The sequence below is a fragment of the Vibrio sp. 10N.286.48.B8 genome, from assembly GCF_003050085.1.
Lineage (GTDB): Bacteria > Pseudomonadota > Gammaproteobacteria > Enterobacterales > Vibrionaceae > Vibrio > Vibrio crassostreae.
Genome location: NZ_PIGD01000017.1, coordinates 1 through 23,213, shown reverse-complemented (window position 1 = coordinate 23,213; position 23,213 = coordinate 1). Strand labels below are relative to the sequence as shown.

Genomic DNA, 23,213 nt, shown 5'->3' with positions numbered 1-23,213 from the left:
GAATGGTTGAGTTTAGATAGCAGACATAAGGCAAGTGGAATGGATAAAATTGAGTGTATTCGTATCTTCGTGGAAACTGCGCAGCTAAATAGTTTTACTGCTACTGCCAATAAACTCGACATGACACAAAGTGCCGTCAGTAAAAAGATTGCGTGGTTAGAAAGTGATTTAGGAATGACGTTGTTTCAGCGAAACAGTCGCAAAATAACCCTAACCCATGCAGGTAAAGACTACCTCACTTATTGTGTCCGCTTCCTAGAAGAAATGTCCGCAATAGAAAGTCAGCTCAAGCGAGAAACCGAGTCTGTAGAAGGTGAATTGAAAATATCCGCTCCAAGTGCCTTTTCAACCATGTTACTCAGTGAACCGCTTCAAGCATTCATTGAACAACATCCGGGGATACGGATTAATCTCAGCGTTGACGACCGCATCGTTAATCTCAATGAACACAATATTGATGTCGCCATCCGCGCATCCCAACTCAAAGACTCAGGGTTAAAAGCGCGCTTGTTGTTTAATAATAAAGTTCACTACTTCGCATCACCAGAATACATAAAGAAACACGGAGCACCGCAACAGCCTCAAGAGTTGAGCAAACACCAGTGCTTGACCTACTCACTGATGACACCTACGAATGAGTGGCGTTTTACCGACAAGAGCCACAAAGCCAGCAGTATTAAAGTAAATCAAATATTCACTTCAGACAGCCCAGAAATGCTGCTTAAGATGGCTCGTAAAGGTTTAGGTATTGTCGCTTTGCCGAATTGGATGGGTAAGGAGTTTGTTGAGAAAGGGGAATTAACACGGTTATTGGAAGATTGGAGTAATGACCAGCTACCAATGTACGCGGTGTATCATGCGAGCGACTATTTGCCCCAAAGAATCCGAGTGTTTATCGATTTTCTTGCGGAGTATTTGAGTTCAAGGAATAGTTAAAGCTCTAAAAACAGCTAGAGCTCAACTGAAATCGATAGCTAAAATAAAGCCTTAGCCCATTACATCCTTGCGCTGATCAACGCATTCATAAGAGCCCATTTCGAACTCACGACAGATCCATGGTCGGTTTTCGTAGATAGTACACATCAGTGTTTCTCTATCTACCGCAGAACACCAGCCGTCATCTAAGCGCTTCATGGTTTCACCACCCCATTCATCGTAAGCGATGTGCTCTTCAGGTACGCCCGTATCTGTGATGATCATAACCTCTAAACGACAACAGCATGCCTGACAATTGGCACAGGTTACTTCGGGTTCGGTTACGTTCTTTATCTCTATCGTCATAAGTGACTACACTGCTAAATTTTGCGTATAGTAATCGAAACCGCCCGCTACGGCTAATAAAGATAGTGCGGCGCGGTGTTTTGATTGATGTAGAAATAACAATGGGCGCTGTGATTCACTCACAACGCCCATCATATTTCGACTTTCAGCGCGGCTTATCGCCACAAGCTCTATTTAGAATAGGCTCGCGAAGAACAGCTTAACGTAGTCCATTAAACGTTTGAACAAACCGCCCTGTTCAACCGCTTCAAGCGCGATCAAAGGCTGAGTTTGAACGTCTTCACCATCAACAGTGTAATGAACCACACCTAGAGTTTGACCTTCTGCAATCGGCGCTTTCAGTTCAGAGTTAAGCTCGATAGATGCAGTCAGCTTTTTACTGTCCGACTTAGGCAACGTAATGAACGTGTCTTCTGCCACACCTAGTTTCAATGTGTCTTGCTCACCAAACCATACCTTCTCTTTAGCCACTTGATCGCCGCCTTTGTGCGGGTTTAGTGTATCGAAGAAACGGAAACCATAGCTCAACAGCTGTTTGCTGTCTGATTCACGGCTCTTAACGCTTGATGCACCCATCACAACCGCGATAAGTCTCATCTCACCTTGTGTCGCTGAACTCGCCAAACTGTAGCCAGCACCAGAGGTGTAACCCGTTTTCATGCCATCAACGGTTAAGCTTCTATCACGCAACAAGCCATTACGGTTGTGCTGTGTGATGCCGTTGTAACTGAAAGAACGCTCGCTGTATAAGCCATACACATCCGGTAAATCACGAATAATGGCACGACCGAGTAACGCGATATCGTAAGGAGTCGAATAGAGGTCGTCTGCATCCAAACCATGTGCATTGGCAAAATGGGTGTTTTCTAGCTTCAGAGAGGTAGCCCAAGAGTTCATCAGGTCAACGAATGCATCTTGTGAGCCTGCAACATGCTCTGCAATCGCAACACTAGCATCATTACCGGATTGAATAATCAAACCACGATAAAGGTCCATCATTGCTACATCGGTATTTACTTCGATGAACATTTTTGAAGAGTCTGGGAAGTTCTTCGCCCACGCGTTTTCGCTGATTCGTACTTGATCGTCAGCAGAGATGTTGCCTCGCTTCATCTCTTGACCTGCCACATAGCTGGTCATCAGTTTGGTCAAGCTCGCTGGGTTTAACTTAGTGTGTGCGTTTTTTTCTACCAGCACATCACCAGAATTAAAATCAATTAACACATACCCTTTTGCGCCTAAGCTAGGTGGGCTTGGTACTATAGAAGGTGCTGCGATAGCTGCATTACTTACCATCGCGGCGTTACTTACAATGAATATACTTAATAGAGGGAGAGAGTATTTGGAAAACAGTTTCATTGAATCAAACCTAAGTTAACGTTTTGAGCAGTATAGACAAATGCTAGCAAAAGAAGCGCGAACTTTACGTTGCTTTACGTATTTGTACCATTCGTTACAAATAAAAAAGTATAATCTGCGATCTGACCATATTTTCAACAACTAATATTGACTCAACAAATACATCTAACGCCTAATTCTATCGCTCAGGCATACGTCTAAATAACATTTCAACAAAGCCAGTAATACGCTGTTTGCTCTCGCTTGGTTCTAAATCAGGTTGGATGCCAGACTGTGCTAATGCTTGCCATTGTACGACCTCTGAGTTAGGTACGAAAAACGCAATGTACAACGACCCTTTCTCCGCAACTTTACCTTCACCATCGTAAAATGGCACACCAGTAGATAGCTTAATCGCATCGAAGATAGACTCATCGTTCAGTTCCGATTCTTCCGCTAATCCAAAGCCTACAACAACATCGCCGACACCATCCTGTTTTAACTGATAACCTTTACTTGAGAGCTGTTCTTGAATCGAATCACGCACTAAATCGGTCACCACGGTTTCATCGTATTTTTGAGAAAGGTAAACCTTTTCTGACTCTGGGTGCCAGGAGTACGTCATTACGCCGTGTTTCATAAAATCAAAGTCACCGCTAGTGACCACACCATAATTGTGCGAGGGTGGTATTTCTTGCGTGGTGCATGCGGTCAGCCCAATAGCCATCAAAGCCAATAGTGCTGCTTTTGTTATGCTTTTTGTTGCACAAATGGATCGCTTTATCATTCGAGGCTTCCTTACCTATATAAGAATAACTATCAATTTAACCTCCAACATAAATAGTAATTATGTTAATAGAAAGGTCATTAAACGTTTGCGTAATCGCTAACCTTCACTTCTGTCCGTTTTGGGGGTTTAATCACAAAAACAGAGTTGGTATAGTTCATCCCGTTAAACAAAACCAGACCATTCGAGGCACGGAGCTTCCTCAATCATCTCATGAAGAGAAGAATTGGTACCGACAAAGTATCGGCAAATTTAAGAGGGTCAAACAATGGAATTCAATATGGTTGAAATTTTAGGTTACGCTGCGTCTATTATGGTCGCAATTTCATTAACAATGAAAGATATCGTTCGTCTGCGTGTCCTTAACTTTATTGGCTGTGCACTCTTCACAGCATACGGCATCATGATTGACGCATGGCCAGTTGCAGCCACCAACGGCTTTATCGCTTGTGTAAACATCTACTTCCTTGCAAAAATGCAAAAGGAAAAAAAAACGGAAGCGATGAAAGCAGCGAAAGCTTAAATTAGCGATTAGCCTTTCAAATAATTCTGAAAAAGCCCAAATAGAGCGATCTATTTGGGCTTTTTTGTCTCTGTCGTTCTCAAGAGCTCGATTTGTGTGAACAAAACTTTTCAATTCAATGAGGCTTTCAACCGATCACATGTAAGCAACGTGATATTCGTTCTCTCGATACGCTTGAGTGTTGTTACGTCCACTCTCTTTTGCTTGATAAAGCGCTTTGTCGGCTTTATCGATAGCGGTTTCAATATCAGTCAATGCTTGGGTATGGCAACAACCAGCGCTGATTGTTACTGGCGACACTAAGCCTTGAAGTTGCTCAACACATAGCCGTAACGCCTCTGATAATTCGAATAACTCATGTTCATCACAATCAAACGTCACCAAAATAAACTCTTCACCGCCATAGCGTGCAATCAAACGACGACGGTTAACAAATCTCTTAAGTGACTTTGCGACCGCACAGATAACTCGATCGCCTTGAGCGTGACCATATTGATCGTTGACCCGTTTGAAATGGTCAATATCAAGCAAGATGACGCCGACATTCGTTATCGGATAAGGTGAATTCTGAGTAATTTTCAGTTTTAGCTGCTCGATAAAACTCCGTCGACTAGGAAGCCCAGTAAGGTAATCTAGGCTTGCCACATCCAAGATTTTGAGATGACGATGCCGCAGGTAAAGAACCAACACGACAATAATGCTCAACAAACTTACAACCAAAGCCATCAAACTAATAAACAACAGGCTATGATTTCGATTAAGCTCTTGCTCTAAGATACCTGCAGAAATGACCCAATTAAGATAAGGGTAAAACTTATAGAAGATTTTTTTGTTGGTCGTGCCACTATCACTGGAAATCGAGTAACTGAATTGACCTTCTGGTTTGGTGGCGATTCGATCAATAAGCAGTTCAGACGAGTAGCCTATTAAGGATTTCAATGATTTATGTTCATAATCCGGATGAAGCACTAAGTTACCTTGCAGATCGACAATGTATACATATCCGCTATCACCAAACGCGTACTTTCTAAGTTTGTCTTTTAAACCTTCAAGATCGACCAAATACATCAGTTCTTCTTTATAGGTCGTCGCAACCAAAGTGTTGCCACTCGGGAGCCTCATCGAATAAGCGACTTTGGCTCTACGGCTTATTTCATGAGGATTAGCGTGAAAGTACTCGATCATGCCAGAGTCAATAGTGAGCTGTTTTTGGATATGAGTAAGATGTCCGCGCTTCTGACCTTGCAAGAATGGATGATAAAGGTGGACGCCTTGGGGTGACATCAAATAGATATAACCCGATTGTCCAATATGCAATTCACGGGCAATTTGGCTTACCTGTTCAACTTCTTGTTCTGGCGTGGTATGCCATACATGAGACGCAACGGTATCCGTAATTCCTTTAAGATATGTCTTTATCGCCTCATTCACTGTGGTGTCGACAATATCGTAACTCGCGTTCACAATCGTACGAAAAAACAGTTGGTTAGATTCCAACAATGACCTTTCAGTTCGATTAAATTGAAAGGCAGAAAGAATCATCGACACGACGGCGAGCGCAATTGAAAAATTAAGAATGTATTTACGTCTGACTTTCAAGATTACCCCGTAGATTTATAATTTCAGGTAACGCTGTGACTTCTCTTATATACAGACTGTTTTATATCATGTTTTTATTTTTTACTGAACGAGTGTCGATATTTTCAAGGGTTTCTATACGCAATCTGTGACTTATGACAAAAACGCCGAACTGGATTCAGTTCGGCGTTTTAATTTTACGTTTAAATTGATGACTTAATTTATACTAACATCCTGATAAATAGACTTAAAAGCATTCGCATTTATTACCTATTACTACGCTCTATTGTCTATAAAGAGATTACTTAGCATTAAATTAAGAACAAACTTGAGTCCAGCTACCGTCGCTACCCGGTTCAGAACTTGTCCACCAGTTTGCTTGATAAACACTACCGTTATGAACCACTTGGTCGCCTGTGTTTGCGTGGCTTGGGTTACCCGCCCAATCTTTCTGAGGTAAGTCTGGGTAAACCGCTAAACCTGCTGTATCACATGTACCTGGGTTGGTGCCGCCATCGCCAGGGTTACCGCCACCTGAACTGATATCACCTAATGGTAGATCTGGCTGCTCAAAGCTAAACGCGTAATCAACGCCACCGACATTCACCGCGTAGTTAGCAGGGCCAGAAATTGGCAAGTAATACACCATATCTAACTCATACACACCACCAGCTGGAAGCTCTTCCCATGTAGGCAACGTAAACGCCACTCGGTGCATGGTTCCATCTAATCCACCGATGTTATCCGCACGAGTATGACCCGAAGCAATCACCGTCAAACCACCACCCGATTGATCTTTTGCATTGTCAGGCGCAGACACAGGAATATCGAATTGGAACTCGGTACCGCCCGGAAGTGCTTGGCCTGTGTTGTTTGTAAACGTGATCTTAGGGTTAATTGGGTAGTTTTGGTCACCAACTTTGAAGCCACCAACCGATACCGCGATATCCAGCGCTTCTGTTGGGATAGCACCCGTCGCTACTTTGTTTCCATATGGAGTCGCAGACTTAAACTTATCGTAGATAGCTTTCGTCATGGTGTTACCCATGTGGAACTCACCGTTACCACTATTACACGCTTGCTCAGTCGTATCGATAGACGTTCGGTTGCCACTTGCATCGAGAACATAACAGTTATAATCCCCTGCTAGTTCCCAGAACATGATGCCGCCGATCTCTTTGTCGATAACGTAATCCGCTTTCACGTCGATAGACTGTTTATCTTCCGTTGAAAGGAATACGCCCTTCTCTGCGTTCCACAACCAAGGGGCAACCGCTACACTGTCGTAGTTACGCGTATAAGTACCCGTTAGAACATCTGAAGGATCATTCACAGGATCAAGCTTGTAAGCTTCAGCGTAAGAGCCCCAAATACCCTTCTCTAGGTTCTTCGCGTGCCACATTGGGTTAGAACCCGCGCCCATTTCGTTACCTTTTGGATCGGTATCGTGCCACATGTTGTCGATACCAATAGCGCCATGGCCACAGTTGTTTTTCTCGCCTTCACCCGTACCCGCTGAACATTCAGATTGGTTTGGCAGTGCTGCTCGGCCCCAAAGACCATTCTCACCACCCGTTACGCCTTGCCAACCACGAGTGTAGTAAGGCACACCAATGTTAATACGGCCTGCTGGCATAGAACCACGGAAGTAATGGTAAGCCCAATCCGTGTTCAGATAACCAATACCACCGTAAGCCGCCGTGTCGTATACGTTCCACTGCGCTAGCTCTGAATCTTTACCTGTATCAAACAAGGCTGCGTTATGACCAACGTGATCGTTCCACGCACCGTGAAGGTCGTAAGACATGATGTTTACGTAATCGAGGTACTTAGTCACATCGAATGTTTCCATACCGCGTAACAGGTAACCAGAAGAAGGCGCCGCGATCGTTAACATGTAGTGATTGCCATCTTGCGCAGAGGCAGCATCGAGCTTCTCACGTAGCACTTTCATCAACACTTGATATGAAGCCCATAGGTATTGACGACGCGGCTCCATGAAGTCTTTGTCGTAAGGGTTACCGGCACCCGCCATTGAGGTTGGGTATTCGTAATCAATATCCAGACCATCGAATTGGTATTTACGCAGCATTTCAACCGCTGACGTTGCGAATGTTTCGATACCTTGATGATTGATAGAGCCATCTGCGTTGGTTGTCATTGTGTAGAAACCGCCATCAGCAACTCGGCTGCCGTCAGTGGCGAAGTGACCACCGGTTTCTGCCCAACCACCGATTGAGATTAGCGTTTTCACGCCGTGTTTTTTCTTCGCTGTCGCTAATGCACCAAAGTGACCTTTGAAGCCTAATGCAGGATCAACTTCCACACCCGGCCACTCTTTGCCAACCGCAGCGTTTTCAGGATCATTCACATCACCGACGTTTACTTTGCCATCTGAGCCGATGCTCACAAAAGCGTAGTTAATGTGTGTAAGTTGTTCCCAAGGGATGTCATTTACTAAGTAAGCAGCTTGTGGGTCATCCCCTGCACGCCAACTTGTGAAGTAACCAATGACACGACGTGGGTGATCTGCGCCCATTTTCTCACGGCCTTCATCATCGTAAATCGTACAGTAAGGAACATCGACACCTTGAGTTTGATATAAGCCATCAGGGCGACATGTGCTCACTGTTGGAGCGCCATTCACAGTCAACGATGCCAACGCAGAGTCTGTAGTCGCACCTTGGTCGTCTGTCGCTTTCGCGTAAACTGCTAAAGAACCCGCTTGAGTCGTTGTGTAATCTAACGTGTAAGGGCTCGTTGCTGCAGTGCCAACAAGAGCACCAGCCACATAGAAATCAACCTTATCAACCGTGCCATCGCTATCTGCTGCCGTTGCTGTCAGTGTGACTACACCACCAACATCAACAGATGTCGCTGAAAGTGTAACTGAAACTGTCGGTGCTTCATTCCCTGGTTGTGCTGAATCAACAGAAACAGAAACCGCACTTGCAACACTTACTGCGCCTTCATTATCCGTTGCAACAACAGAAACCTGATGATTACCCGACGTTGCAGCCCAAGTCGCTTCGAAAGGTGCCGCTGTGACTACCGCAACTGATGTGCCATCAACAAAGAACTCAACCGAAGCCACACTGCCATCAGAGTCTAGCGCTGTTGCACTCAACACAACATTGTCGCCTTCAGTAATCGCGTCAGAAGCAGAGGGAGCCGTTAGTGAAGCAGTTGGTACTTCATTCGGCGTACCGCCACCTCCGTCGCCGCTACACACATCCACTTTCTTCCATTGTGCGTAGTCGCCTTCAAATTGGCTTGGGTTGTTATTTTGATTCCAGTAATTTGCCGTATAAGCACTGCCGTCATGTGAAACCTGATCACCACCTGTGTATACAGTGGCAGAGTTCCACGTTTCTAACGTTGAGCAATCCACAGCCGCATAGCTGTTGAACGCCATTAAGCATGACGCGGTGAGCGTACTGAGTGTAAAAACCTTCTTGGCCACTCTTCCTTGATTTAGGTGCATGTTAGCTATCCCTTAAGTTGTTGTTTCAAGATGTTTAATTTAAATGGGACTTTCCTCGCCACTTAAATCTCTTCGCAAAACAACTGTAGGTAACAGCGCCAATTTAACACCTAAAATATTCAGTATTTATAAAATGACTCGCATTAATTTGTTTATAGCATGCAATGAGTCGACACTTATTTTGCACCAACAACTAATATTAATTTATTTCGGAAAGCTAAAAAATAACGTCTCAAAAATCAGAAATGTGATTTGGATTCGAGAAAAAAATTCGTATCAAAACTAGCCAAAAAGTAGTGATTTAAAGGCGATTTGGGATTCTTTTGGGAATTCGCCCACTTTTTGATAACAAATGTGTTAGTATCGGCGGCTTTTTTGACGAACCTCACATTTCTATGCAAGTGTGGGAGAAATACATAGGCTTGAAAGAGCCAAATATAGCGAAGAAATAATGTCCAACTTGACGCAAGTCGCCAACGAAAACATCAACGCAGAATCTACTTCTATCGATTTCAATAAAGCTCAATCTTTGGGTGAAAAACTGGAACTCGGAAACCCAGTCTTTTGGCTTAGTGGCAGTTTTTTAACCCTCTTTGTCATCCTAGCCTTCACCAACACCTCCGTGTTGTCCGAACTTGTAAACATCGGCTTTAGTTATTCAACTAAATGGTTCGGTGCTTTCTGGCAAGTCCTACTACTTCTCAACTTCATTATCGGTTTAGTGCTTGCACTAGGTCGCACCGGCCACGTTCGCTTAGGAACGCTTGCTCTACCTGAAATGACCACCTTTAAATGGATGTCTATCGTCCTATGTACGTTGCTAGCCGGCGGTGGTGTGTTCTGGGCAGCCGCAGAGCCTATCGCTCACTTTGTTTCAGCTCCGCCACTGTATGGCAACGCAGATCCTCAAGCGATGGCGTTCAATGCTCTATCACAATCTTTCATGCACTGGGGTTTCCTTGCATGGGCAATCTTAGGTGGCTTGTCTTCCATCGTGTTAATGCACCTGCATTACGACAAAGGTCTTCCTCTTAAGCCACGCACGCTGCTTTACCCAGTACTTGGTGACAAAGCGATTAACAGCTGGGTTGGTAACGTTGTCGACGCATGCAGCATCGTGGCTGTAGCCGCAGGTACTATCGGCCCTATTGGCTTCCTCGGCCTACAAATAAGCTACGCGCTAAGCGAACTGTTTGGCATTTCAGACAGCTTTGCAACACAAAGTGTCGTTATTATCTTTGCTATCGCAATGTACACACTTTCTGCTTTGAGTGGTGTGAACAAAGGTATCCAACTAGTAAGCCGTTACAACATCATCTTGTCTGTGTGTCTAATCGGCTACATCCTTCTTGTTGGCCCAACGAGCTTCATCGTTGATGGTTACCTGCAAGGTATGGGCGAAATGGTTGATAACTTCATCCCAATGGCGCTATACCGCCAAGATACAGCGTGGCTAGGTGGCTGGACGGTATTCTTCTGGGGTTGGTTCTTAGGCTATGGCCCAATGATGGCTATCTTCATTGCTCGTATTTCACGAGGCCGTACTATTCGCCAAATGATCGTTTCTATCAGCATCGTTGCACCGCTTGTAACGTGTTTCTGGTTCAGCATCGTTGGTGGTAGTGGTCTAGCGTTTGAATTAGAGAACCCAGGTGTGATTTCTAGTGCGTTCGAAGGCTTCAACCTTCCTGCGGTTCTTCTAGCAATTACCGCGCAACTGCCGTTCCCAACTCTGATTGCAATTCTGTTCCTGATCCTGACGACCACGTTCATCGTGACAACAGGTGACTCAATGACTTACACGATCAGTGTAGTAATGACGGGCACGACAGAGCCGAACGCAGCGGTACGTACCTTCTGGGGTATCATCATGGGTGCGGTAGCGATCGCACTTATCTCAATGGGCTCTGGCGGCATTTCTGCCCTACAGTCGTTCATTGTAATCACTGCGGTTCCTGTTTCGTTCATCTTACTGCCATGCTTATGGCACGCTCCGAAGATCGCGAAACAGATGGCAAGAGATCAAGGTCTCGCTTAATACCTAATCCGATTTAGTTTCGGATAATCTAGAACACTAAAAAGCCACTCAAGTGATTCACCTGAGTGGCTTTGTTTTATCTGTTCGTTACTTGTATCGACGAATGCTTATTTCTACCGATAATTCAGCTTATTGAAACTTTTCACCCGCAGCAACCATGAATGACATCTCAACCAATAGTTCAGGATTAGCAAGTTCTGCTTTCACGCATGCACGGCTTGGCGCACAACCTTCAGGGAACCACGCTTCCCAAACTTCATTCAGTGCATCAAAGTTAGCGAAATCCGTTAGGTAAATAGTCACCGACAATACGCGAGATTTATCACTGTCTACCAAACTCATCATTTCTTCAGCTTGTTCGAAGATTTGCTGAACCTGACTCTTAATTCCTGCTGTTGTATCCGTCTCTGCCACTTCCACAAAGCTTGCGATACCGTTAAAAACAGTCACATCAGACCAACGCTTGGTCGGGTTAATTCTATGGATTTTCACTGGTTATACTCTTCTTATAATTAGGGTGAACATCAGCGTAATCTAATCCAAATCATGAATATTGAAAACAAAAATTGGAAAACTCGCGGCACCTTTTGAACAGCACTATCGCCTACACACTCTTTAGGTTCTCAACGTCACTAGCCTTTAAGTTCCTATCGAGACAATAAGTCGTTACCTATTAAGTTTTTAGATAAATATATTAAGTATTATTCACAGCGCGAAATTTAATCTGAGCTATTGCGGTCATATTCAGGGATTTTATTAAATGGAGTACTTTTATGCATGTTCAAACCTATGATTTAAAACAGAGTAACGTCGGATACAACCTAGGCGTGATTGGCGTAGCATTGGTGTTAGCTTGGATTGGTATTTATAAGTTTACGCCAACCGAAGCGATGCTCATTGAACCGCTAATCGCAAATCATCCAGCAATGAACTGGCTTTACAATCTGTTCTCAGTGCAAGCTGTGTCTAACATGGTGGGTGGCGCGGAGATCATTGTCGCGGTTGGACTGATCGTTGGATTTAAGAAACCGACAGTAGCTTTCTATTCAGGCATTGCGGCAGCGGCTATCTTTGTTGTGACACTTAGCTTCCTGATTACAACGCCAAACGCTTGGAAAGTATCGGATGGCATCTTAGTCACTAACTTCTTTTTAGTGAAAGACATCCTGTTTTTAGCGATCGCAATTAGCGTAATCGAACGTAACAAACCTCAGAAGTAACCGTAAACCTATAAGTGGCCGTAACTAGAAGTAACCTTAAACCTTGAAATAAAAAGACTCGAAGCTGGCTAGAAGGACGCTGCCAGCTTCTAATATATGAGGCGATAATCGATTAGCTCGGTCGTCTATTCCGAATACAGATATCACGCCCTAATGGTTTAGATGTTTCTACTCAACTTTTACTCTCAACTCTTCGCACGCTAAGCCATCCAAAAAGCCAATAATAATGTCATTCGTACTTTGCTTCGCGAGATTAGAACCATAATCGCTTAAATCCATATGTTTAGAGTCTGGAATCTCAACAACACAACTACCATATTGCTTCTGCTCTGATTCAGTTGGCAGTACACCCTCTTTGGTAGGGTATTCCGTTGCTCGAATGGAAAGCACTCGGATACTTTCGCTTTTAGGTAAAGTGACTCGTTTATGGTCGAGCGTAATTAGCTGAGAAACATAACTTTTATTTTCGTTACTCAACCATGTAGAAATATCGCCACCGTTCGAATGCCCGACTAAGGTTAACTTGTCAAAATCATAAACAGGGAAACGACTCGCTAGCTCATGTTGAAGTACGTTGAGAGTTTGTGCCCCTCGCGTCCAATTTTCAATTCGTGTTTTATACAAGTCACCAGTCTTCGATAAAGGAGGATCATTTGGTAGTTCGTGATCGACATAAATGGTCATGTAACCCCTATCGTTCAGCATTTCTCCAACAAAACTATATTTGGTGAATGGCACTCGATTACCGGCACTAATAAAAGCCACGCCACACTGTTCTGTCGTTGTACAACTATCAGAATCCTGCGGTAAAACAACCTCTAGAGGTATAGAGCGGTCTCTTGTTGAATCAACAATGACCATTGACTGCGCTGTCGCAGACAGAGATAAGGCACCTAAGCAAACACCTATTAAATACTTCATATCACCTCGAACTCATACACATAAGTAATGCCGCCATTAAGACAAGAGAAATTATGCCTCGAATCTTCAAAACTGCCCTGCCAAATTTGCGGCTAGTATTACTCATACAAGTTCACTTCTCAAGCTGCCAGTGGCGAGAGTTCAGATTATAAAGTTCAATTAAAATAACAAGTTAAAATACCAATTAACTTCGTAGAATAAATGCACCCTATAACAAAAACTCAAACTCTTGAGACGCCTTCGTCGGCAACATTTCGATGACTTCATATTTAGCGATATTCTCTCGATGAAAAGGATCCTCGGTCAAAATCATGTCTAACTGTTCCCTGTTACTAAGCGTAGACAAAATAACACCACCAGTTCGAGGGCTCTTACGACCCGACAACTGAAAGTGCCCGAGTTCATACTGCTTGTTTAAAAACTCAACATGTTCTGGAATGAAACGATCGACTTCCTTCAAAGGCACTTGGTATTCGAGAGAAACAATAAACATAATATTTCCTTACTGTAAAAGAGGTTAGTATTGAGAGTATTCAGTTACATAGATAACACTTTGCGATAATAATAAGCATCTTGAGCCTTCCCTTTGAACACGGCGTAACTTTCAACGCGCTCAACTAAATCAAATCCTGTATTGGATAGGATTTTATTTGACCCTACATTACCCACTAGCGCATAGGCATCAACATATTTAAGGGAAGAGTGCTCGGCCAAGTAGATAAGTACCTTCCTCACCGCGTTGGACGCAATACCTTTAGAACCAAATGCGTGACCTACTCGATAACCTAGTTCTCCAGTTTCAGTGTTCTGGTCGATATCACGAACGTTGATTCGCCCACAAATAGTGCCATTAGCGTCTTTGATCAACATAGGAATCATATCGCCATTGTCATATTCTTTTAGAAAGCTTATAACTTGCTCGGCAACACCCGCATTTGAATAAAAACGGTCTTCTCTAGCTGGAACAAATTGCTCAAACCATTCTCTATTTTCGACTTCAAACTCCAATAAATTACTGACATCGCTTGGGTGAAGTAAGTGTAAAAATATATCCATAATCAATACTCTGATGCTTATCTAAAAAGCCGCACCTTACGATTCATACATCTCAGCTTGTCTTCTGAATATAAGGTAAGTCTCTTAACTTCTTAGCAGGGTTACCTGCATAGATACCTTTCTCGGTGATGTCTTTGGTCACCACACTGCCCGCGCCGATTACCACCCCTTCGCAAATGCTGACAGACCACACTGTCGCATTGGAACCGATGGTAACGTTATTTGCTATAACAGTTCGTCCCCAACTGTCTGGGTTTGGATCTGGCTTGCCATCTTTAAACAAGTCATTCGCGAACATCACCCCGTGCCCAACAAAGCAGTCACTTCCGATCGTCACATACTCACAAATAAAGGTATGAGACTGAATCTTACTTCTGTCACCGATAACCGAGTTCTTTTGAATCTCAACAAAAGGGCCAACGAACACATCATCTTTAAACTCACAGCCATAAACGTTGCTTGGTTCGATGATAGTGACATTTTCGCCACACGTAATATCAGTAATCTGCGCCTTTAAAACTCTAGGACTTGCCATACTTCCTCTCGACATTGGCGTCATAATTCAACCTAAGCGATTGTGTCTTATGCATTAAAGTGCATCAAATAGATGTATTGAGAGTTGGCAGTGGATCAAAGATTCTGCATAAGTTAAAACAAGCCAACCAACACGACTGACAACAGTATGCCTCCGATAAAACTTGGGGCATGAAATGGGCGAGCTTTAGATTTTACGTACTCTTTCTGAAGGTCTTCTTGGTAAGTTTTGACAGCAAGTTCTTTTACATAGTTATTTTGCATAATAAGCTCCTTTTCAATGAGTAAAAGAAGCTTAAGACTTGAAGTTAGGTTGAGGTAAAGTGAAAATTCAAATTAATCGGCATGTTTGTCTTGCTACTCAATAATGACTCTGAAGACATCGTTATTCACACCGCCAACATCCACCAACTCTCCGGGCTTCATAAGAAGCGAAGTATTTAATTGTCGAGTTGAGCGTGGCTCTTTCTTTTCTCGAATCACTAACATATCGACGAAATAGCCAGAGTCTTGCTTACGTATTGAACCCGAAAACGTCACGCTTTCAACCCTATCCGCGAGCACTGAACTAAATGTTTTATCTTCTAAAACACCCGCAGAGATCGACGTATTACCATAAAAAAGAGTGACAGTTGTTGGGTCAGGAGCTAACTCTGGTTTGGATGAACAACCCATCAGGGCTAGGCACAACAGTAAAATAATTCGAAATTGCATAAACTGGTTTTCTTTCTCTCGTTAAACGCTTTTTGTAAAAATACCATGACGATGATTTAACTCACCGCGTCTGTAAGCTCAGCTTTGAATGACTTGTTGTGTAAGTTATCAGCCTCTGCAGACTGGATGGTTCTAGAGATAAGCTCTTCGAAGAGCTCTAGCTGCCCTGCAGGGATGAGCTGATTTTGTATCGCCCTACGTTTGTTAGAATCAAATAACCGCTCGGCCACCCAACCAATTAAGTAGACCAGAGAAAGGCACCCACCAGCTGTAGCAATGTTGCCTTCGATGACTAGAGGTAGATCTTGAACATCTCCACCCATCGCTTCTAATGTTGGTTTTGCATGCGGATTTGTTGTTAGCCTCTTGCCTTTAAGTAAACCGAGTTCGTGCAACACAAAAGATCCAGCGCAAATCGACCCGATTAGCTGCTCGCTCGGATCCAACGGTAATGAGTTCATGAACTCTGGTTCTCTCAATGCAGCCGGAATACCACGATAACCACTTGTGATCAGCACAACGTCTTGCTGCGCAACTTCACTCAAATGACCATCGGTTTTCACGGTCATACCCAAATGTGAGCGATGCTCGAGCTTGGTTCCGAGAACCTTAACCTCCCAAGAGTCTGTCGTTCTTCCTAGTAAGTCATACATCAAGAAGAAGTCTACATCGGTGAAGTCATCAAATAATACGATTCCGACTTTGTACATAATTCATGCCCTTGCTGATTACTCTCGAAAGATAAGAAGCGTTAATAGTGATGCGTTTGATAGAAAGGTGATATTAACCACCACACACTTGAGGTCAAACTCGATCCACAATTATTTATGACCCCAAGGTAACAGCGACGAAGTTAGCCCATTTTCTTTTTACTTCAGGAGTCAACGCTAGTGTAAATTCATAACCTAAGTGATTCTCACGTGTTATTTCAAACCCTAATCGCTTATGAAACTGCACCGACAGTTCATTTAGGCGTAAAACATTGCTTACTAATACCCTTGAATCGCGCTCTTTCAGTATATTTACAATGCCACGAAATAAAGCAAGAAAAGCGGCTTTACTTCTATAGTCTGGGTGTACCACAAACATAGGGACAAACCACTTTCCATCCCCTAAATCACTCAACGTTGTGTAGCCAATTAGCTTATTCTGTCGCCGATATTCGACAAGCAGTCCTTGTTCCATTGATTGAGTGCGCGATGCTAAATACACATCTCTATCTATTGGAAAGCCCGCTTCTTTTGAAATTGACTCTAATGTCATCAAGTCCAGCTCTAAATATTCTTCCATTACTGCCTCTTACCCGTACTTAAAAGAATTGCAGAACAAAGCACGCAATAAACGCCGGTAAGCCAGCAATGAATAACACTAAGCCCGTTTGATAATTCATTCGATAGTGTTCTTGTTGGTCTTTAGCAAAATCGTGCCCGTCGACCATTTTGTAGACTTTGTCTGTAATAGGATCATCTAAGCGCGTTGTTTTGCTATGAACGCCTCCCTCCCACAGAAGTTTTGCCAATATCCAAATGACAATAACGACAAAAAATAAGAAGTCGACGAGTCGAGTAGAAGCAAAGAAAGGAAAAAACTGCGACAGCACATAAACGACCATTGCAGCCATCAAATTGATAAGCACCACTTTCTTTAACAAATCGAGCAAATGAACCTCCTCCAGAATCTTAGTACCTCAATAACAGGTATTTATAAAATTTAGATTTCTCGGTCAATCAAAAATTATGCGCAAGATTGCACTATATGAAGTGCCGCATGTTTAACAACCTTTATTGCTGATAGGAAGCATTACACCGCTCGTGGGGATGTATTGAGGTGGCGCTTACATTCGCGCCCAACTTGTGATGAATTAGAGTCATTGATTCGGTATACACTGTCGCTTAATCGCAGGCCTTCAAACTGAATCAGCTCTAATTCCAAGTTAGGAACTAGAGCCGAAATTTCAACGCTGTTATCGATGTGTGTAACGATGTTTAAGCAACAATGTCTTGTGGAGGTGTACCTTCGCAGTTAGAAACGACGGCATCAATTTGAATTAAAGCGTTCATAGGAATCTCTGAAACCCCAACCACCGTTCTTGCCGGTAAATCAGCATTAAAGAACGTAGTGTAGATTTCGTTCACCGCATCAATATCTGAAACATCTTTAAGCTGAATATTAATTTTCACCGTATCGTCCATGCTGTGGTCAACACTTTCAATGATCGCCTTAATATTCTTAAGACATTGTTCAGTTTGCTCTTTTATACCACCAGCAACCACTTCATTGGTTTTCGGATCTACAGGCAGTTGACCTGAAATATGATTGTAGTGAGAGAAAGCGACTGTGTGCGAATAAGCCATAAATGGCGCATCAACCGTATTATTAGCTTCGATAACCAGTAAGCGAGTGTCTTCTGGCAGTTGTGGCGGTGTACCGTCGCCATGTGAAACGGATGTATCAATTTGAATTAAAGCGCCCATTGGTAGTTCAACGGCATTAACAACCGTTCGCGCTGGAACATAACTTGGGAAGAACTTAGCGCAAACTTCATTTACCTTTTCTGCATCTTCAATATTTTTAAGGTAAATAGTAGTTTTAACCACGTCATTCATGACATGACCGATGCTCTCTAGAATCGTTTTAATGTTTGCTAAACATTGTGTCGTTTGTTCTGTGATACCACCTGAAACCAACTCACCTGTATTTACATCGATAGGCAATTGAGCTGAAAGGTTGTTGTAGTGAGAAAAAGCCGCTGTTTGCGTAGAGACAACACTATGCGGAGCGTTATCTGTATTTCTTGATACCTTTACCAGCGCGCAAGGTGCTTGTGGTTTAGTGCCTTCGCCGTTTGAAATCAGCGCATCCATTTGAACTAAAGCGTCGCTATTCGGTAGCGTAGCTACGCCCACAACTGTACGTGTAGGAAGACTATTGTTGAAGAAGCTTTTGTAAACTTCATCGATAGCTTCGATATCAGAAATATTCTTAACGAAAATATTAATCTTTACGACATCATCCATAACATGGTCGATGCTTTCAACAATGGCTTTAATATTATTTAAGCATTGTGCTGCTTGGTCTTTAATATTACCGATTACGACTTCACCTGTTTTAGGGTCAACAGGTAATTGAGCTGAAAAGTTATTATAATGAGAAAAAGCGACCGTTTGTGTAGATACAGAATTAATTGGTGCATTTTCAGTATTTCTTGAAATTTTAATGATATCGCTACTCATCGGAATTATCCTTTTAATAATATAGGAATACGTATTTATATTGAACAATCGTATTGGAAAGAATGATTAAAGTAGCGCCATGTTAAGTGAATTATTTTAGGGTAAATGTGATATCCATCAGACTCTCAGTTGACTATAAATCAGCAAGTTATAGAATAATTAGTCATCACACGACTAAATATCCGTCACATTTGGCTTTATCAACTGATAAATTATCTTTAATTTTTAAACTATTCAATAATCTTGAATACTCTCTCAAGTAGTGTGATACGTAAATTACGAAATTTAAATGCAGTTTGATAGGTTGTTCACAATAAAACAGCCTTATTATCAGAACCATTGAACTACCACTAAAATATCCTGCATAAACTCTTAAGCAATTTAACTAATTATTTTAAAAAGTCTATTTTATACAAGTACGTTAATAATATGTTCGATACTAAAATACCAATAGTCTAACAACACCCATTATTAGATACATATCCTCATATAATTAAACAATTGAGAAGCCTAGGGTAACAGCAGAGAAAGGTGGTTGTGATACTGAGAAGTGGTGCTTTCTAAAATGAAGATGGCGTCAAAAGTGAACGATCGACGCCATTGTGTTTACAAAGCTCTGCTAATTACTAGCGAACAACTCTTGCTGAGCGCCTACTAAGGCCTTTTGGTGGCGATATTTCTTACCTTGTAAAGTCTCGTTAAAAGCATCGTCTTGGCCATTCTCGATTACAGTGTCCACTGAGTAACCAGTAATCACAACCTCACCCACTTCATCTAATTTTCTGTGTATATGTAGAACACATTTTATTGCAGCACCATGAGTGAAACTAATTTGTTCAGATAGAACATCCTGTTTAAAGTCTTTGTCATTCATAGAAAAGCTAATGCTTTCGCCTTCGTAAATGCCTTTCCATTTGTGTCTTCCATTACGCAGTACCGGTGAAATAATCTCAACTATCGCATCTTCTTCAACTTGCACGGGTAATGCATTGGAATGCAAGATAAAGCGCTTGAAGTCTGTACGTTCAACCATCACTTCCTTGAAAGCTTCCTCACCATCTTGATCTAAGCCATTTATTCCTACCTGAGTAACTTTAGGTGTATTGTTTAATTGCTTATAGAAATTAGACTTACGGGAAACAACTTTGTAATTGCTATCAACTAACTCAGCTACCTTTTCAATGGTATCCCGAGATAAGTTGTCTTCATCAATTTCCATTTTCAACTTAGCTAGGCGAGCCTTGCGTTCTAATATGCTGAGTTTAAGATCTTCTTTCTGTAAATGTTCAAGCTCTGGATCTGAGCTAGGAATACGAGACACGACAATACCTACCACGCTTACAACAACTGATATAACAGCGACATTTGCATTCACAAACGTAAATATATCTCTCAGCCCACCCTCTTTGCGTGCTTCTGCTTCAATTACGATATGAGTATTGAGAGCTTTAGCCACCTCTTGGACAATTGCTATAATTTCTGCTTCACATCGATTACGAGCGAGAGCATCCATACTATGAGAGCTATTCTCAAGGTAATAATGTAATTGAAGCTTCGTTGAATGGGTTAATTGCATGGATTCACCTTTTGATATTTCCATACTGTATATACGGTTTATTCTCCAAAATTCAAGAATTTAAAGGAGATTAATCTCACAGTTTTGTATATCACCTTACATGCTAGACATTAGGAATCTACACGTCATGAAATACCGCACGTTTCGGAACATAGATATTGAGTAAAAGCTAAACGGCTCTAGGGGTAGTATTGAAGTGGCGCTTAAATTCGCGGCTGAATTGGGATGGGCTCGAGTAGCCGACTCGGCGAGCAGCATCGCTGATGCGAAGGCCTTCTAGCTGAATCAGTTCTTTGGCTTTGTTGAGTCTCACCTTCTTCAAATATTGAAGAGGTGATTCAAAGGTGACATTGCGGAATGCATTGTGGAAGGCAGACACGCTCATGTTAGCTTCATCGGCAAGCGATTGAACAGTGATGGTTTGGTCATACTCTTCATGCACTTTAGACAGCGCTTTAGCGACACGTGCATAGTGTCCGTCATGATGAGCTAAATCAAACAGCACTCGTCCTTCTGAACCGGTTAGGGCGCGGTAGACAATCTCGCTGACCATGGCATCGCCCAATATATTGGCTTCAATGTCACAATGTAGAGTTTTGACCAATCGAGTAAAGCTCTCCAGCATTTGCTCTTCCATTGGCGTCGATTCTAAGCCGCTCGAATTCTGCTTGTGCTTGTTGCAGTAGCTCTCTAGAAAGCCTTGGTCTTCCAGCTTTTTGACTAAGCTGTGCAAGCGCTGAGAATCGATGCTTATCGACAAACCAAGCAATGGTTCGCCATTTACAGGTAAGGCTTCACACTCCAATGGCATTGGCACGCCTACCACAAGATAATCACCAGCAGCGTAAGTAACGGGTCTGTCGCCAATGTAGATGTTCTTTTTGCCCTGCCCGAGCATGATAATACCCGACTGGTAAGTAAATGGCTGACGCTGATTCCCGCCACTGCTTCTATACAACCACACACCGCCAATTTCAGTTTCTCTGATCCCTTCGAGATCATCCCAACCTTTGTGTTCTACATAAGACTGTAACAACTGCGCGAGTGTTTTCATAAGTGGTGACTTTCCATTCCAAGTGCTAAGAGTATGTAAGCTAAAGCAGAGAAATAATATCAATTTTGTAGAAATAGGCAATTTATTTGGAGGATCAGCTCTTCATAACCCTATATTACTGTACTAATATGCAAATATAGAAATTGAGCAATAAACCAAAATAACAAATTTAGCTTTACACAAGGAATCTCTAATGCAATTTACTTACGTTAACCCTACTGTAATCCATTTCGGCCAAGGTCAAATCAACGCTATCAGCCAAGCGGTTGATACTTCAAAGAAAGTGCTAGTCATCTACGGTGGCGGTTCAATCAAAAGCAATGGTGTTTACGACCAAGTAGTCGCATCTCTTAAAGATCACGCTTGGATTGAGTTTTCTGGTGTTGAAGCAAACCCAACCAAAGAGACGCTAGATAAAGCCGTCGCTCTTGTTAAAGAAGAAAACGTAGAATTCATTATCGCTGTTGGCGGTGGTTCGGTAATCGATGGTTCTAAGTATGTTGCTGCAGCGGCTAAATACGACGGTGACGGTTGGGACATCCTAGCGGGCAAACACCAAGTAACAGAAGCGACGCCAATCGGCGCAGTGCTGACGCTTCCTGCTACAGGGTCTGAATCTAACATGGGTGCAGTAATCACTCGTAAAGCAACTCAAGAAAAACTGGCATTCATGAACCCTGCGGTGCAGCCTAAGTTTGCAGTAATGGACCCAGATGTAATGAAGTCTCTGCCTGAACGCCAACTAGTTAATGGTTTAGTTGATGCTTGGGTACACGTATGTGAGCAATACATCACAATGCCAACAGACGCGATGGTTCAAGACGGTTATGCAGAAACTCTGCTGAAAAACCTACTTGTACTGGGTAAGCAATACGACGAGCGTGACAACGACGCATGGCGTGCCAACCTAATGTGGACAGCAAACCAAGCGCTTAACGGCCTGATTGGTACGGGTGTTCATCAAGATTGGGCAACACACATGATTGGCCACGAGTTCACAGCACTATGGCACGTAGACCACGCACGCTCACTTGCGATTGTTCAACCTTCACTACTTCGTAACCAAATCGAAGCGAAGCGTTGCAAGCTTGAGCAAATGGGTCGTAACGTATTTGGCCTAGAAGCGGGTGCTGATTTAGCCGAGCGCACAATCGCGGCAATCGAAGCGTTCTACCACAGCCTAGACGTTGCAACTATGTTCGACGGCTACGAAACAAACAAAGAAACAGCGATCGACAATGTTGTCGCTCAACTTGAATCACATGGCTACCTGCAACTTGGCGAAAACCAAGCAATCACGCCAGAGAAGACTCGTGAAATTCTAGAGTCTGCGATTCAATAGCGTTCAAAATTAGAGCAAGGAAAACAAGGTTCTAAGGAAAATCGTCATAATCTAAAAATTTATGCCGTGAAACTGAACCAAATTCTTTGCCCTTGCGTATATCCTCAAGCAGCGTCCAAATCAGGCGCTGCTTTTTATTTGCCCTACAAGATGCTATTAAATTCTCATAAGTCCCTAATTTTATGTGCAATCATATTTCTATATTGGTAAGGTAAACCTGTCTCTTTACTAGGTATGAACAACGATTTGAACAATCTCAAGGAAATGGTTAAGTTTAAGTCACTTAACAAGTGGTATGGTGATTTTCATGCCCTAAAGGATATCGATTTAAATATTGAACAAGGAGAGATAGTGGTGATTTGCGGGCCATCAGGTTCAGGTAAATCAACCTTGATTCGTTGTATCAATCAGCTAGAACCTTTCGAGAGTGGCGAGCTTTCTGTGCTAGAGCAAGCACTTCCGAGCAAGTTCAGCACGTCACGTTCATCCAACCAAAAGAGCACAGCCTTCTGGGAGCTTGGTGATCCCAAGATC

General features: G+C 42.8%; 24 protein-coding genes. 6 read left to right on the top strand and 18 right to left on the bottom strand.

The features are described from left to right. The first annotated feature begins 39 nt into the window (after positions 1–39). Positions 40–936, top strand: a complete 897-nt coding sequence (locus CWO08_RS17765) for a LysR family transcriptional regulator (protein ID WP_108020859.1) — start codon at positions 40–42, stop codon at positions 934–936. A gap of 51 nt (positions 937–987) precedes the next feature. On the opposite strand, the gene CWO08_RS17760 is transcribed toward CWO08_RS17765, so the two are convergent. From CWO08_RS17760 to CWO08_RS17750, 3 genes are all read right to left on the bottom strand, one after another. Beyond that, positions 988–1,281: a YkgJ family cysteine cluster protein gene (locus CWO08_RS17760; RefSeq protein ID WP_081090056.1), complete on the bottom strand. Its 294-nt coding sequence runs from the start codon at positions 1,279–1,281 to the stop codon at positions 988–990. A gap of 174 nt (positions 1,282–1,455) precedes the next feature. Continuing rightward, on the bottom strand, positions 1,456–2,640 hold the full coding sequence (locus CWO08_RS17755; protein WP_108020858.1) for a D-alanyl-D-alanine carboxypeptidase family protein: 1,185 nt from the start codon (positions 2,638–2,640) through the stop codon (positions 1,456–1,458). Positions 2,641–2,818: 178 nt separating this feature from the next. Further along, positions 2,819–3,406 carry a DUF4136 domain-containing protein gene (locus CWO08_RS17750; protein WP_050634262.1) on the bottom strand — a complete coding sequence of 196 codons (588 nt, stop codon included), beginning with the start codon at positions 3,404–3,406 and terminating at the stop codon, positions 2,819–2,821. 268 nt (positions 3,407–3,674) lie between these two features. Here CWO08_RS17750 and CWO08_RS17745 point away from each other — a divergent pair, with 268 nt between their 5' ends. Further along, a complete protein-coding gene (locus CWO08_RS17745; RefSeq protein ID WP_017068159.1) occupies positions 3,675–3,929 on the top strand; it encodes a YgjV family protein in 255 nt (84 codons plus the stop codon). A 135-nt stretch (positions 3,930–4,064) separates the two neighbouring features. Here the strand turns inward: CWO08_RS17745 and CWO08_RS17740 are convergent, their stop codons facing one another. Further along, complete coding sequence (locus tag CWO08_RS17740; protein ID WP_050646202.1) at positions 4,065–5,528, bottom strand: sensor domain-containing diguanylate cyclase; 1,464 nt, start codon at positions 5,526–5,528, stop codon at positions 4,065–4,067. A 295-nt stretch (positions 5,529–5,823) separates the two neighbouring features. Continuing rightward, on the bottom strand, positions 5,824–8,991 hold the full coding sequence (locus CWO08_RS17735) for a chitinase C-terminal domain-containing protein (RefSeq protein WP_108020857.1): 3,168 nt from the start codon (positions 8,989–8,991) through the stop codon (positions 5,824–5,826). A 451-nt stretch (positions 8,992–9,442) separates the two neighbouring features. On the opposite strand from CWO08_RS17735, the gene CWO08_RS17725 reads away from it, so the two are divergent. Beyond that, a complete protein-coding gene (locus tag CWO08_RS17725) occupies positions 9,443–11,029 on the top strand; it encodes a BCCT family transporter (RefSeq protein ID WP_048606304.1) in 1,587 nt (528 codons plus the stop codon). 129 nt (positions 11,030–11,158) lie between these two features. Here the strand turns inward: CWO08_RS17725 and CWO08_RS17720 are convergent, their stop codons facing one another. Further along, positions 11,159–11,521, bottom strand: a complete 363-nt coding sequence (locus tag CWO08_RS17720; protein ID WP_017062654.1) for a RidA family protein — start codon at positions 11,519–11,521, stop codon at positions 11,159–11,161. A 281-nt stretch (positions 11,522–11,802) separates the two neighbouring features. Between CWO08_RS17720 and CWO08_RS17715 the strand changes: the two genes are divergently transcribed. After that, positions 11,803–12,249 carry a DUF417 family protein gene (locus CWO08_RS17715; protein WP_050651721.1) on the top strand — a complete coding sequence of 149 codons (447 nt, stop codon included), beginning with the start codon at positions 11,803–11,805 and terminating at the stop codon, positions 12,247–12,249. 168 nt (positions 12,250–12,417) lie between these two features. Here the strand turns inward: CWO08_RS17715 and CWO08_RS17710 are convergent, their stop codons facing one another. The 12 genes from CWO08_RS17710 to CWO08_RS17660 all read right to left on the bottom strand — a co-directional run bounded on the left by CWO08_RS17710 (position 12,418) and on the right by CWO08_RS17660 (position 21,337). After that, complete coding sequence (locus CWO08_RS17710) at positions 12,418–13,170, bottom strand: alpha/beta hydrolase (RefSeq protein ID WP_065104713.1); 753 nt, start codon at positions 13,168–13,170, stop codon at positions 12,418–12,420. Positions 13,171–13,378: 208 nt separating this feature from the next. After that, complete coding sequence (locus CWO08_RS17705) at positions 13,379–13,663, bottom strand: YciI family protein (protein WP_017108087.1); 285 nt, start codon at positions 13,661–13,663, stop codon at positions 13,379–13,381. A gap of 44 nt (positions 13,664–13,707) precedes the next feature. Then, on the bottom strand, positions 13,708–14,226 hold the full coding sequence (locus CWO08_RS17700) for a GNAT family N-acetyltransferase (RefSeq protein WP_102433481.1): 519 nt from the start codon (positions 14,224–14,226) through the stop codon (positions 13,708–13,710). Between the two features lie 52 nt (positions 14,227–14,278). After that, complete coding sequence (locus tag CWO08_RS17695; RefSeq protein WP_108020856.1) at positions 14,279–14,761, bottom strand: acyltransferase; 483 nt, start codon at positions 14,759–14,761, stop codon at positions 14,279–14,281. Between the two features lie 113 nt (positions 14,762–14,874). Beyond that, positions 14,875–15,024 (bottom strand): hypothetical protein, encoded by a 150-nt coding sequence (locus tag CWO08_RS24040; RefSeq protein ID WP_162929982.1) that lies wholly within the window; start codon positions 15,022–15,024, stop codon positions 14,875–14,877. Positions 15,025–15,117: 93 nt separating this feature from the next. After that, the gene (locus CWO08_RS17690; protein WP_102433479.1) at positions 15,118–15,474 is read right to left on the bottom strand and encodes a hypothetical protein; all 357 of its coding nucleotides are present in this window, start codon (positions 15,472–15,474) and stop codon (positions 15,118–15,120) included. A gap of 56 nt (positions 15,475–15,530) precedes the next feature. After that, positions 15,531–16,184 (bottom strand): DJ-1/PfpI family protein, encoded by a 654-nt coding sequence (locus tag CWO08_RS17685; RefSeq protein WP_102433478.1) that lies wholly within the window; start codon positions 16,182–16,184, stop codon positions 15,531–15,533. Positions 16,185–16,299: 115 nt separating this feature from the next. Next, positions 16,300–16,764 (bottom strand): GNAT family N-acetyltransferase, encoded by a 465-nt coding sequence (locus tag CWO08_RS17680; RefSeq protein ID WP_048660035.1) that lies wholly within the window; start codon positions 16,762–16,764, stop codon positions 16,300–16,302. Between the two features lie 19 nt (positions 16,765–16,783). After that, entirely contained in the window at positions 16,784–17,134 is a 351-nt protein-coding gene (locus CWO08_RS17675; protein WP_048660034.1) for a hypothetical protein, read from the bottom strand. A gap of 325 nt (positions 17,135–17,459) precedes the next feature. After that, complete coding sequence (locus CWO08_RS17670) at positions 17,460–18,707, bottom strand: RidA family protein (protein WP_108020855.1); 1,248 nt, start codon at positions 18,705–18,707, stop codon at positions 17,460–17,462. Between the two features lie 619 nt (positions 18,708–19,326). Then, positions 19,327–20,283 (bottom strand): hypothetical protein, encoded by a 957-nt coding sequence (locus tag CWO08_RS17665; protein WP_108020854.1) that lies wholly within the window; start codon positions 20,281–20,283, stop codon positions 19,327–19,329. A gap of 169 nt (positions 20,284–20,452) precedes the next feature. Then, positions 20,453–21,337, bottom strand: coding sequence for an AraC family transcriptional regulator (locus tag CWO08_RS17660; RefSeq protein WP_009845512.1), 885 nt, complete (start codon positions 21,335–21,337; stop codon positions 20,453–20,455). Positions 21,338–21,530: 193 nt separating this feature from the next. Here CWO08_RS17660 and CWO08_RS17655 point away from each other — a divergent pair, with 193 nt between their 5' ends. Then, a complete protein-coding gene (locus tag CWO08_RS17655) occupies positions 21,531–22,679 on the top strand; it encodes an iron-containing alcohol dehydrogenase (protein ID WP_107898948.1) in 1,149 nt (382 codons plus the stop codon). A 234-nt stretch (positions 22,680–22,913) separates the two neighbouring features. Next, the coding region (locus tag CWO08_RS17650; RefSeq protein ID WP_146161768.1) for an ATP-binding cassette domain-containing protein at positions 22,914–23,213 on the top strand (300 nt) is incomplete at its 3' end.